Source organism: Paenibacillus baimaensis, from assembly GCF_025567575.1.
Window position 1 is genome coordinate 178209 of record NZ_JAOQIO010000007.1, and the last position, 12479, is coordinate 190687.

Here is a 12479-nt window from a genome sequence, read left to right on the forward strand (position 1 = left end):
TTGAATGCAGGTCCTACACGGTTGTTTTATTACCCACAAGCTCGGACACCTTGAAGCTTTCTCCTGGAGCTGGATAATATTTGCGGACGCCACCGCTGTTGAACAAGGTCGGATGGTTGCTGTGCAGTGGAATCACGAGTCCCGGCGCAATGGCAGTCGTCAATTCTGTAATTTCTTGCGGAGCTGCGTGACCTCCAGTTGCACAATAACGGTATTGAACACCAAATTCGTTCAACCACTTTAACAGCGTTTCGTCAGCCGAAGTCAGTGGATTGCCATCAGCATGAACGTATATGGACGCTGCAGCTTGCGAGCCTTTGGTCTCAAGCTCTGCAATTAATGCAGTGAGTGGATAGATCAGGTAAACCGCATACTGTGATTTATTCGCTGTAATCTCATTCACTGTAATAGGCGCATAAGGAAGCTTAACATTCTTCGCAGGGCGTGGTCCTTGTGACCAAACAGGTGTGCGAAGCAGTCTGATTACATGGCGTCCAGCCTCCAGCGCGGGATGTCCGGACAGCACCTGCAGCTTGTCTGAAGCCTCAAACCAGAGCACAGCCGTACTTTCGTCCATCACCAGCTCACGACCCGCTTCCTGCGTCTTCATAATCAGATCGGCTACTCGCTCCACATTACGGGCAAGAATGTTCACATACACTAATCCGTCCGTTTGCTCCATCGCCAGGCGGCACTCAACAGCTACCTGCACCTCAAGCCGATCCTTCGGCTTACGGAATAAAGTATCTGGGCGCATCCTTGTGCCTTCTGTAATCAGCACATCCACACCAACCGTCTGACAGCGTTCGATAAAACGGTCCAGGCGATGATGATTTCGTCCATGTCGACGCCAGTCAGCGGTAAAAGCTATCCGATGCTCCGGTCCATGAATGATGAATCCTGTCACACCGGGGCTATCATGATCGACCTCAATAAATTCGATGCGGAAGGGACCATAATCGACGATCTGCCCGTCCTCAATGATGCGAATATCAGCACGTGTGTCTTCGTACTCACCTGCTGCCACAATCGCTTCGTACACTGCATAGGCATCGCGATGCATCCATACCGGGAGATTAGGCCGAAGTGAGGGCAACAGTGCCATATGATCCTGATGAATGTGGCTGACAAAGCCATGCAGATTGGTTACCTGCTCCAGCTGCTCCCTGCCCCATACCTGCTTCAGCTCTGCTTCGCCCAGATCACCCAGCAGTTCGGGGTCGTACAGATCAAGCACGGGCGGAGCCATGCGTGTCAGTAAAAAACTGCGAATCCCATAATCTGACCGAACCCGGGTATCTCCGTTGAAAAAACCGCGTGCCATACCCAGATCGAATACGATACCCGTATCCCCGCAGCTGTACATAATATGTACACCGCCAATCGTAGTCAGTCCGCCGTAGAAGGTAAGCTTTTCCTCATACCGATCACTCATGTTTGTTTCCTCCTTTGAATGCTTCATGTGTTGACCTCAGCCTGCTGTTCCAGCTTCTGCTCCTGTGCTTGCTGCAGCATCACCAACAGGTCTGCCAGCTCATCAAGAGTGGACAGCTGCACATCCCATTGCACCATTTCCGAAGACGGATACGGAGACAGCCAAACGGTTTGGCCACCAAGCTTGCGTACTGGGTACAGATCGTTCCAGGCGTGATCGCCAATCGATAAGATTTGATCTGGACGCAGACCCTCCTGCTCGATCAGCTCAGACATATATCGTTCAAGACCACTTGGCTTTCCAGCCCCATACACGATTTCGTCGAACAGATCCGTGCAGGCAAGTGCCGAAATAAATTCGCGGCCTGTATTTTCCGGCGAGTTGGTGAGCAGTATCCGTTTACGTACTCCGGTCAGCCCTCCAATCGCCTCGTATAGATCCAGATGGCGTTCAAAGCTTGAAGCGCCCTGCAGCATTTCCTTTCGTACCTGCTGGAAGGCCAGTTGTCGTTGCCCTTCCTCAACACCGTATTTGGCTGCAAAGATGCTGACCAGACTCCATGCATCCCCTGCATATATAGAAGCCATTTCTGCCGTATCCGGTACAGCCTCTACTTGCTGACCCTGCCAATCCCGGTGCACGGTCAGATCTCCACCGCGTGTCCATGTATCCGAACCCGGATGGTACCAATCCCCAATGCTGCTCGGATGACTTCCTTCCAATAAGGAAGCCATTTCGACAAGAAACTCTTCCAACCTTGCAGCATGCTCCCCTTTGTCAAACAAGAGCTCCAGGTAACGTTTATAAAAGGTTCCATCCTGATAAAGCGTACCGTCCAGATCAAATAGTACGATCTCCACATTGTGCAGCCAATTCATCTGTAATCCTCCTCTGTCAAGTAACTGCTATGTTTGTATGCACACTTGCTTATCCTTTAAGCCCTGTTGCTGTGATACCTTGATGAAACCAGCGCTGAGCGAACACATACAGCAGCACAATCGGTGCGATTGTGAAGGTAGCCGCCGCCATCAGAAGATGGTAATTCGGACCTTCCTCGCTGACAAAATAGAGCAGTCCAACCTGCAGCGGTCTGAGTGATTCACTGGACGTGATCAGTAGTGGCCACAGCACCCCGTTCCATTTACCGATAAATGCCAGCAATGCTGTCGTTATCAACGAAGGCAGCACGAGTGGAAGCAGCACCGTCCACAGATAGCGACCATTTGACATTCCATCGACCTGAGCCGCCTCCCAGTATTCCTTCTGTACGGAAAGAAACGCCTGTCTCAGCAAAAATATCGTGAACGCCTCAGCCAGAAATGGCAGCATCATTCCCATGTAGCTATCATAAAACCCTTGACCTCCATCACCTAGCCAATCATTGCCACCAGCGAAAGGGATATGACGCATCGTTACAAAATTCGGAACCAACGTAACATCGTAAGGAATCAGCATCGTGATGACCACCAGCATAAAAATCAGGTTGCGTCCGCGAAATGAAAAATGCGTGATGGCAAAAGCTATCGGTACACAAACCAGCAGCTGCAGAGCCGTTCCAATCCCGGCGATAATGACTGTATTAATAAAATACTGTTCAAATGTCGACTCCGGCTTTAGCCAGGCTGCCGCATAGTTTTGAAACTGCCACAGCTCAGGCAGCACGGTTGGCGGCATCCGGTTGATTTCCACAGCGCTTTTTAGCGAGGTCATGATCATCCAAAAGAAAGGAAACACGACACAACAAGCCAACAACGCCACACTGATCAACACAACTGTCCATAAGATTTTGGAGGAGCGACGCGCCCCAACCATTTGGTACATGCTACATTCCTCCTCAAAGCTTTCCTCCGATTAATGCATATAATGAACCTTTTTCTCACCGTAGCGCAGCTGCAGCCAGGTCAATCCCAGCAACAGAACGAACAATACCATCGATACTGCAGAAGCATAGCCGATCTGACCATACACATAAAAACTGCGGAAAATATACAATGGCAACGACATTGTCGAGCCAAGTGGACCTCCCTCACCACCGGAAAATACATAGAAGGCATTAAACGATTCAAAAGCCCCGATGACCGATACAATGGTAAGCAGAAACCAGGTCGGAGACAGCAGCGGAAGGGTCACATGACGGATCACATTCCAGGTCCGCGCTCCATCCATACGGGCGGCCTCCGTCAGATCATGCGGAATTTGTGTCATTCCGGACAGGAACACGATAATCTGAAAGCCAAGGCTGCTCCATATGGAGAATAATATGATGACAGCCAGTGCCCAGGTCGGCCCTGCGAACACAGTCGGAATGGCAGCAGGCCACTGACCTCCAAGCGTCGTGATCAGCTTGATCAGAATGGGATCAGGATCGGTAAGCCACTGCTGCGGAGTTCCTCCCATGGAGCGTACCCCCCAATTGGCAAGACCTACACTCGGATGGAAAATCCATTTGAACACGATCGCTGCTGCTACATGAGAGGTAATATAAGGAAGAAAAAACAGAACCCGCAGCAGCGTCTTGCCTTTCGTTATATGGAACAACACATAAGCTACAAAAAACGCAAGCAGCAGCGTCAAGGGAATAGTTCCTATCGCATAAAAGATTGTCACCATGAAAGCCTGCGCGACAGCACCCAGCTGCAAGCCGGCAGCAGGATCACTTACAATTAGATCCTCAGTAAATATACGGACGTAATTATCCAAGCCAATAAAACGCTCCGGTACGTACCCCCACTTCCATAAACTGATCCACATCCCGAACACAAGTGGCCAGTACCGAAACAGCAATAATAGTGCCAATGCAGGCAGGGCGTACATAAACCCAGTCCATGCTTCTCTTGTTTTTCGTTTGGAACGCGGCTCGACTTGCTTGCGTTCACGAAGGGTTGCGGCAGGTTTAACAGTAGGTTTGCTTCCCAATGCTACAGCCTCTTTAGATATCACTCCGAATGCTCCTTCCTGATAGCTTCCTTGTTTGGCTTACATACTGATTCTACCTATGCAATGTTTTGCAAGGATTAGAGACAAGTAAAGATATTGTTGAAATGCTTACCGTTGTTTACACTTATCGGCACCCTACTGTGCTCAAACGGTCACAATCGCAACAATAACGGTCATTTCAGACGCTTCAGTCTTTCATGAAATCAACAAAAAACCTGGCCAAAGGCCAGGTCATTGTTAGATTCGTATGTGTTTTTGTGGTGGGTATGGGGTTTCAGACGATATTAAATATTGCTTAGGCCAAAGAGTTAAGTTCAAACGCTTTTTTAAGCTCTTCAAAATCCAATTCCAATAGATCGCAGCAGTTCTCCACTTTTGCAAAAAAGTTGTCTTCCTCGCTCGGTTGATCCCGTTCAACATAATACATGTTAATGAGTTCAAACAACTCTGAAAATGCTTTTACCTTTTCAACTTTATTCATAAAAATCATTCCTTCCATAAATGTGGTATCGACGAATGGATAAACCAACTGTGTCGCTTGCCATTAGTTTACCTTAAAATCATCATCAACACTATGACAATCTAGCGACTTTTGTTAAAAATTGTCGTTTATAGTCGAAAATGCTGTAAAGCCAGTTGTAAATCCTCAGAAAGTTTGGCAAGTGATTCAGCTGCACTTCTGATTTCTTCCATGCTGGAGAACTGTTCCTGACTTGAAGCTGAACTTTGCCGACTCACTACCTTGCCCTCTTTGGCAACGTGATCGACGACATCCATAACGGTCACGATTCTTCGACTGCCTAATATCAAATGGTCAACCGTTTCTTTGACACTGCTGACTCCTGCGTATACATGGTCAACCGCCTCGTCTATATGCTGAAAGACGACTTGGGCTTGCTGTGTTTTTTCAATCCCTAATTCCACTTCATATAAACCGCTCCGCATGGTACTGCCAATCCGTTTCATCTCCGATTGAATCAAACCGATCAGCCTCTCAATTTGTTGGGAGGAAACTGCGGATTCGTCAGCAAGCTTTTTGACCTCTTCAGCGACAACAGCGAAGCCTTTTCCCGCTTCTCCCGCACGTGCCGATTCAATTGCCGCATTCAAGGAAAGCAGGTTCGTCTGAGCTGAAATCTCATGGATGACGGCAACGAATTTGCCAATATCACGAATATGCGTAGTCAACAGCTCAATAGTAGCATCCAGATCTTTCACTGACGAATGGATCGATACCATTTGTTCCGATACCGATGTTACGGTCAAGGCCCCTTCTTTGGAAGAGGTAGCGGCCTGGCCAGCAGATACATACACATTTTCGCTGTTACTTTGGATCGCTGTAATCTTGTCCGCCATTTGATCAATAGCATTCGTCGCATCCTCTAAACTGATCACTTGCTTATCCAGCTCCTGCTCCAAATATTCGCTTGATGAAGCGATTTGCTCGGAGGCCAGCGCACTTTGCTCTGTACTTGCCAGCAGCTGTTGAGAGCTTGAGGAAATGATCAGAGCGTTGTCCGACACCTGAATGACCAAAGCACGTAAGCCTTCCAGCATTTTATTAAACGAGCCCGTAAGACTGCCCACCTCATCCTGATAAGGATAATCTCCATTTACCGAAAGATCACCAGCGCCAGCCCGATTCATTAACTCTTGCAGGGAGCGCAGTGGTGTTGTGATAACATGATTGATCATAACCCCTACCAGGATAGAGACCGCTACAGCGAGCAAGGTTGAAATGAAAGTAATGACCTGCGCTGTGGTCGCGTCCCGCTCCGTTTGTACATACAATTGTTCAGCGATTTGTTCATTGTAATCAGACAAGTCAATTAAGGTTTGGTTAATTTGTTTGCCTAAGATGCTGGTCTCTGTCACAAATGCATCGTATGCTTTTGCTTCATTATTAGCCATAGCAAGCTCGATTACCTTGTCGACAGCTGTACGGTAGGTAGGAAGCAGCTTCTTATATTGCTCGAGCAGCTCCATTTCGGTCGGAGTATTGGCAATCTTGCTGTATGCTTCAATCGTAGTATCGATAAATTGATCCTGCTTGCTGATCTTAATTTTTAACAGTTCATCCTTAGTTAACAGAAACTCAAGCATACTGGCTTCGTTCGTGCGTGTGCTGGTTTGAATATTATTGATCCATTTGACCGGCATCAATCGGCTCATGTACATTTCCTTGGAATTCGCAGCCATACTCGTCATATAATGATAGCCTACAAACGCAATAAGAATGATGGAGATAAGAGCTGTCACATTTAAAATGATCATTTTAGATCTGAATTTCAGATTGCGAAGTATGACTATACTCAAATTAAACCTCCCTTAATCAGCAGCATAAATACTATTTACCATAACTTTCCCTATTAAATCATTAATATTCCGGATTTGATAAAGTACCATGTAGTCCTTGATTTCCTGCAAGATATCGATCATTGCCGTTGGTTGGATAAAGCTGGCCGTTCCTACTTGTATCGCAGTAGCTCCAGCCAAAATCATTTCAATGGCATCCTCGCCACTAGAAACCCCGCCACAGCCGATAATCGGTAAAGAAGTGACCTGACGCACCTGATAAATCATACGGACAATAATCGGTTTGACCGCCGGACCGGATAATCCGCCCATATTATTGCCTATTTTGGGCTTGCGTGTATGGATATCAATAGCCATGGCAAGTATTGTATTGGCTACATTCAACCCATCCGCTCCACCTTGCTCAGCTGCGAGGGCAATTTCCTGAATGCTGGTCACGTTGGGCGAGAGCTTCGCGATAATCGGCTTGTCGGTAACTTCCTTCACCTTACGGACTAATGCGCGTGTGCTTTCCGGGTCCATACCGAAGGCAAGTCCATTTCCTTTCAGATTGGGACATGAGATATTCAGCTCCAAGGCTCCGACTCTATCGAGCTTCCCGATAATCTCCGCCATCTCCGCAAACTCATCGATCGAATCTGCCGAAATACTGGAGATGAGCGGTACATCATACCTATCATAATTAGGAATCGTTTCTTTCAAGTAATACGCAATCCCTTTGCTCTGAATGCCAATGGAATTGATCATTCCTGCTGGAACCTCGCAAACTCTTGGCGTTAAATTCCCCTTACGAGGATGCTTGGTAATACTTTTCGGAACGATAGCCCCGATTTCATTAAAATCGATCACCTGTTCCATCTCTTCGCCGAAGGCTCCCGAGGCTGGCATGATCGGATTTTGCAAAGTGAGACTTCCGATTTGGACTTGAAGATTTAAAGCGAAATCCTGCTTTCGTGTTTCTTGGTCCGCTTTCATCATGATAGCACCACCTGTTCCAGGGCAAATACCGGGCCCTCTTTACAAACCCTCACACTTCGGGTAGCTCCATCCTGGTCCTGAATATCACAGACACAAGCAAAACAGACACCCATCGCACAGCCCATATTTTCTTCCAATGCGATTTCGGCGAAAATATCCTGACCGGCGGCAATCTCCTGCAGCAGCATAGACAATCGTTTCGAACCGCAGGTGTAGGCTGCTTGGATGGAATGCTCTTGCATAATACGCTCAATCAACAGCCGCACCTGCTCGACATCGCTGCTGCCGTCTTCGTCCGTCACCTTGTATACTTCCGCACCGAACCCTTGCAAAGCATCGGCTGCAAGTAAATCATTGGCTGTTCTCGCGCTAAGGATAGCCACACTGCGGACCCCCTGCTGAGCAGCTTCTTGCGCCAGCGCTGCCAGTGTGGCGATGCCAACGCCACGAGCGAGCATCAGAATCGTCCCGCCTTCTTCTCGCAGGGTAAAGCCATTGCCAAGCGGACCAAAAATATCGACAGTATCTCCTGCCTGAATAGTTGCCAGCTGCTTGGTGCCGATCCCTTTTACCAAATAAAGAAATTCGAGCGTATTGCTGTCTTTATTGATTCTGTATATGCTAAAAGGCCGACGCAGCAGTGGATAATAGGACTCCCCGCAGAGAACATTAAAGAACTGGCCGGGCTTTGCTGTGATCTGTAGATCTGACGCATCAACAATCATATGCCAATAACGTTCGCTAACTTGTTGATTAGATAGCACTTTTCTTTTTTCCGCTTTCATCTTGTATGCTCCTGTCCATGTTATTCAATATCCCGGTTGAACCATTCCGAATCTCTTCTGCACACCGGAGAACAACTTCTTCCAACAAGGCAGCGCCTTTTGCTATTTGGGAGATGGAGCTGTATTCATCTTTATGATGGCTGATACCGTTTCTGGATGGAATGAAAATCATACCGGTTTTACAAATACTTGCCATATTCATCGCATCATGCCCGGCACCGCTCATCATATTCGTATAAGTGACACCTTGAGCCTCACATTCAGAGGACAATAAACGTATCGTTTCTTTGTCCAAGGAAACCGGCTTTTCTTCACTTAAGATTCGCGCTGCAATCTGCAGTCCCCGTTTTTTTTCCAATTCATGGAACAAGCTGTATAGCTGTTCGATAATCATTTGTCTGGAAGTCGCATCTGTGCCGCGAATATCAATCTTCAGGCTCACCCAATCCGGTACTACATTCATCGCTCCCGGAAGAACCTCGCACACACCTGCGGTAGCGACCGTATCGTGCTCAGTTTGCTCTAACGCCGCCTTCTCCAGAGCTGTGATGATCTCGGCAGCTCCGATCAGCGCATCCTTACGCATGTTCATAGGTGTCGTCCCCGAATGGGATGCTTGACCCTGGATCGTTACTTCCAAGCGGACGGGAGCAGCTATACCTGTGACAATGCCGATCTCCACTCCGCGTTTTTCAAGCAGCGGACCTTGCTCGATATGAAGCTCAAAAAAAGCTTTCAGTGCATTGTTCTTTCTCCGTGCATCTGCGATTTGTGCAAAGTCCAATCCAACTGCAGCCAGTGCTTGCGGAAAGGATATACCTTCATTATCCAGCAGATGCGCAAGCGAATCGGGGTTTAACTTTCCTGCCATCGCTTTACTTCCAATCGTCGAGACACCAAACCTCGCCGATTCTTCACAAGCGAATGAAATAAGCTCAATCGGATAACGGGTGACAACGCCTCTATCATTTAAGCTGCGTATCATTTCCAACCCGGCTATAACGCCAAGTGTTCCATCGTAACCACCACCGTGCTGCACCGTATCCAGATGAGATCCGCAAGCTACAGCGGGTAGCTGTGGGTCGCTGCCTTCCCTCCGTGCAATCACATTGCCGCAGGCATCGATGCTTACAGACATCCCTGCTTCCTCGCACTTTTGAATAAAGTAAGCATTCGCAGCCCAATGCTCGCGTGAGTAGGCAAGTCTGGTGATTCCCTGCCCTTTGACGGCACCTATCTCATTGACTTCTATTAACGCAGTCTCCAATCGAGTGATATTCACGATTCTTCACCTCTTACTCTAAAAAAAACGCCCCTTCGTTAAGGTCTGTCAGACAGATTACAAAACGTTGGGGTCGGCTGAAACGGAAAGCTTTGCTTACATAATAACTTCTTGAGATTCATGCCAACGGAGCAGCCTTTTCTCCAATACATTAGACAAAAGGTATAAAACCAGACCGATTACGCTTAATAACAATACAGCTGTTAGTATAAGGTTAATATCATAGGTTTCACTGCCCAGAATAACGAGATACCCGAGACCTGCCTTAGCACCGATCATTTCTCCAATAACGGCACCTGTAATCGCATAGGTCGTAGACACTTTGACACCTGACATGATCGAAGGCAATGAATAAGGGATCTCCACTGTCCAGAAACGCTGCCACCGATTAGCCTTGAGAATATGCAGCAAGTCCTGCATATTGCTCTCCACTGAACGAATGCCGACAATCGTATTGACCATGATAGGAAAAAAGACAACCAGCATCACCAAAGCAATCTTCGAGGTAGCGCCCAGCCCGAACCATAATAGAAACAGCGGAGCGATCGATATTTTGGGTGCAATTTGAACCAAAACGATATACGGTGTGAACATGCGCTCCAGCAGTACACTCTTGGCAAGCAAATATCCAAAGAGCAAGCCAAGCACACAACCAATCAAAAATCCGACAAAAATCTCATACAACGTTAACCCAATATGCGTGCTCATATCACCCATGGCCATAATATTCAAAAACTTGGACAAGAACAATAATGGACCCGGAAGAATTTGTACCGGTATATGAAATACAGATACGTAGGCTTGCCATAGCCCTATAAACACAATCAGCGTAGCAAGAACGAGCAAGCTTTTACGTCCGTAATACTTCATTTACGATCACCTGCGTTACTTTAGATTGGTTACAACTAAATCTTCTGCTTTAAAGCTGGTCTTGATCGTATCAAACGTTTTTTGAGTATCGATGGATGCTTGCCATCTCGCCATATCCGCAGCTCCATAGCCATCTTTCTTCGTCAGATCACTTTGCCACAGGTAAGGAATGAACACATCATTAAATATTTTTTCTGTAATTTCCTGTTTACCTTCAGACGATGTCGCATACTTCTTGATGGACATGTCGATAGCTGCTTTGACATTGCCTTTAATAATATAATCCAACGATTGGTTCAATGCTTTATTGAACGCAATAACCGTGTTCTTATTGCTGGACAAATACTTATCTGATGCGATTACAACATTACCGAATGAAGGCAAGAAATCGTCAGAACGAATTTCATCCACATCCACACCACTGTTTTTGAGCTCAACTGTTCTCAACATCGAGAAAGTGATAGCATCCACTTCATCAGACACCAGCGCATTGACAATAGCACCCGTACCTACGATTTTCGTATTAACATCCTTGATATTCATGCCGTTCTTTTCTAGCATAACTTGAAGCTGGATATAGTTCGGGCTTCCGAAGCTGGTTACAGCAACTGTCTTGCCTTTCAAATCTTTAGGACTTGTGATCCCTTTATTTTTCTTGAAAATAGTCGCTCCCAAACCGCGCTGATAAGTGGTGTGCACAACTTTTACAGGAATGCCCTGTGATTTAGCTGTAATAACTGCATCCGCATTAGGAAATCCGAATTGTACGTTATCCGCAGCAACATTCTTCACGATACTTGCAGCATCTGCATAGACAAAATCAACATCCAAACCTTGCTCCTTGAAGAAGCCTTGTTCTTTGGCCACATACATCGGTGCATAGTAAGGAACAGCAGCTCCGTCCATTTGAACGGTAACCTTTTGGAGCTCTTTAGGCTTATCGGTTGCGGCTGGCGCTGGTGCAGCAGGTGTAGCTTCATTCCCCGTCTTAGCGCCACAAGCGGCCAAAATCGAGGCAACAAACAACATACAAATTAAAAGGCTAATTGATTTTTTCTTCATCACGAAACAACACCCCTACTTATCAATTTGTCTACAGCTAGCAAAGCGGCCCTACATAGTTTCATTTGACTTTCCTCATAATCAACCAGCCATTGATTCGTGATTCGATTAGCATGCACAACAAGCAAGGTGCCTGCGTAAGCGCCCATAACCGAAGCAATCGTTAGCAGCGTCTCTGATTCCATCTCCAGATTCAGCACGCCAAGCGATTTCATCTCATTAATGATGTCAGTTGAATAATTGTAAGGGGCTACGTCTCTCCCCTGACCATGATAAAAGGAAGAGGTCGTTGCGCCAATTCCAATATGGTAGCGGTAACCTAATTCCTCACAGGCTTCAATTAACGCCTGAGTCACATAATGATTGGCTAGCGCCGGAAATTCAGGACGTGCATAGTGGCCAGTTGTACCGCCTAACCGGACACTTCCCGTATTGATGATCATATCCCCGCAATCAATGCCTTCTTGAATCGCGCCCGTCCCGCCAATGCGAAGTAAACACTTAGCCTTTAAGCGAAGCAGCTCCAGAACAGCAATTTCTGTGGAAGGACCGCCTATACCGGTTGAACACACAGAGATCGGATTCCCCTTGTACTCGCCTGTGCCGACTTTAAATTCACGATTCGAGCTGATGATGTCATAACTGTCGAACAGTTCACGGATCAGCTCGACTCGCGCCGGGTCGCCTGGCAGCAGTACGTAAGGTGCTGTTTCCCCTTCGGAGATGCGTAAATGAGGTACTTTCGTTCCTTCATATAGAGGAAAATCTGCTTGAATGAATCTGCTGTTCATCTTCTCTTTTCACCTCCCCTAAC

The 12479-nt window shown here is 47.1% G+C and carries 12 protein-coding genes; all 12 read right to left on the reverse strand.

The features are described 5' to 3' along the window. Nucleotides 1-13 precede the first annotated feature (13 nt). Nucleotides 14-1435 (reverse strand): MBL fold metallo-hydrolase, encoded by a 1422-nt coding sequence (locus tag OB236_RS02540; protein WP_262682566.1) that lies wholly within the window; start codon nucleotides 1433-1435, stop codon nucleotides 14-16. A 23-nt stretch (nucleotides 1436-1458) separates the two neighbouring features. Then, on the reverse strand, nucleotides 1459-2313 hold the full coding sequence (locus tag OB236_RS02545) for an HAD family hydrolase (RefSeq protein ID WP_262682567.1): 855 nt from the start codon (nucleotides 2311-2313) through the stop codon (nucleotides 1459-1461). A gap of 49 nt (nucleotides 2314-2362) precedes the next feature. Then, on the reverse strand, nucleotides 2363-3256 hold the full coding sequence (locus OB236_RS02550; RefSeq protein ID WP_262682568.1) for a carbohydrate ABC transporter permease: 894 nt from the start codon (nucleotides 3254-3256) through the stop codon (nucleotides 2363-2365). Between the two features lie 30 nt (nucleotides 3257-3286). After that, nucleotides 3287-4375, reverse strand: coding sequence for a carbohydrate ABC transporter permease (locus tag OB236_RS02555; RefSeq protein WP_076228290.1), 1089 nt, complete (start codon nucleotides 4373-4375; stop codon nucleotides 3287-3289). 292 nt (nucleotides 4376-4667) lie between these two features. Beyond that, nucleotides 4668-4853 (reverse strand): hypothetical protein, encoded by a 186-nt coding sequence (locus OB236_RS02560; RefSeq protein WP_076228292.1) that lies wholly within the window; start codon nucleotides 4851-4853, stop codon nucleotides 4668-4670. Between the two features lie 128 nt (nucleotides 4854-4981). Beyond that, the gene (locus OB236_RS02565) at nucleotides 4982-6688 is read right to left on the reverse strand and encodes a methyl-accepting chemotaxis protein (RefSeq protein WP_262682570.1); all 1707 of its coding nucleotides are present in this window, start codon (nucleotides 6686-6688) and stop codon (nucleotides 4982-4984) included. A 12-nt stretch (nucleotides 6689-6700) separates the two neighbouring features. Then, nucleotides 6701-7666 (reverse strand): dihydroorotate dehydrogenase, encoded by a 966-nt coding sequence (locus OB236_RS02570; RefSeq protein WP_262682572.1) that lies wholly within the window; start codon nucleotides 7664-7666, stop codon nucleotides 6701-6703. Further along, on the reverse strand, nucleotides 7663-8451 hold the full coding sequence (locus OB236_RS02575) for a dihydroorotate dehydrogenase electron transfer subunit (RefSeq protein ID WP_262682573.1): 789 nt from the start codon (nucleotides 8449-8451) through the stop codon (nucleotides 7663-7665). Before OB236_RS02575 ends, OB236_RS02570 begins: the two co-directional genes overlap by 4 nt. Continuing rightward, a complete protein-coding gene (locus OB236_RS02580) occupies nucleotides 8420-9733 on the reverse strand; it encodes a Zn-dependent hydrolase (RefSeq protein WP_262682575.1) in 1314 nt (437 codons plus the stop codon). The genes OB236_RS02575 and OB236_RS02580 overlap by 32 nt, the downstream gene beginning before the upstream one ends. Before the next feature lie 96 nt (nucleotides 9734-9829). Continuing rightward, nucleotides 9830-10603 carry an ABC transporter permease gene (locus OB236_RS02585; RefSeq protein ID WP_076228299.1) on the reverse strand — a complete coding sequence of 258 codons (774 nt, stop codon included), beginning with the start codon at nucleotides 10601-10603 and terminating at the stop codon, nucleotides 9830-9832. Between the two features lie 15 nt (nucleotides 10604-10618). Continuing rightward, nucleotides 10619-11665: an ABC transporter substrate-binding protein gene (locus tag OB236_RS02590; RefSeq protein WP_262682576.1), complete on the reverse strand. Its 1047-nt coding sequence runs from the start codon at nucleotides 11663-11665 to the stop codon at nucleotides 10619-10621. Further along, complete coding sequence (locus OB236_RS02595; protein ID WP_076228303.1) at nucleotides 11665-12456, reverse strand: nucleoside phosphorylase; 792 nt, start codon at nucleotides 12454-12456, stop codon at nucleotides 11665-11667. Before OB236_RS02595 ends, OB236_RS02590 begins: the two co-directional genes overlap by 1 nt. Between the last annotated feature and the right edge of the window lie 23 nt (nucleotides 12457-12479).

Excerpts from the sequence above, each read along its gene's own strand:
- OB236_RS02540 (WP_262682566.1), bottom strand. The coding sequence starts at position 1,435 with ATGAGTGATCGGTATGAGGAAAAGCTTACCTTCTACGGCGGACTGACT.
- OB236_RS02545 (WP_262682567.1), bottom strand. The coding sequence starts at position 2,313 with ATGAATTGGCTGCACAATGTGGAGATCGTACTATTTGATCTGGACGGT.
- OB236_RS02550 (WP_262682568.1), bottom strand. The coding sequence starts at position 3,256 with ATGTACCAAATGGTTGGGGCGCGTCGCTCCTCCAAAATCTTATGGACA.
- OB236_RS02560 (WP_076228292.1), bottom strand. The coding sequence starts at position 4,853 with ATGAATAAAGTTGAAAAGGTAAAAGCATTTTCAGAGTTGTTTGAACTC.
- OB236_RS02570 (WP_262682572.1), bottom strand. The coding sequence starts at position 7,666 with ATGATGAAAGCGGACCAAGAAACACGAAAGCAGGATTTCGCTTTAAAT.
- OB236_RS02575 (WP_262682573.1), bottom strand. The coding sequence starts at position 8,451 with ATGAAAGCGGAAAAAAGAAAAGTGCTATCTAATCAACAAGTTAGCGAA.
- OB236_RS02585 (WP_076228299.1), bottom strand. The coding sequence starts at position 10,603 with ATGAAGTATTACGGACGTAAAAGCTTGCTCGTTCTTGCTACGCTGATT.
- OB236_RS02590 (WP_262682576.1), bottom strand. The coding sequence starts at position 11,665 with ATGAAGAAAAAATCAATTAGCCTTTTAATTTGTATGTTGTTTGTTGCC.
- OB236_RS02595 (WP_076228303.1), bottom strand. The coding sequence starts at position 12,456 with ATGAACAGCAGATTCATTCAAGCAGATTTTCCTCTATATGAAGGAACG.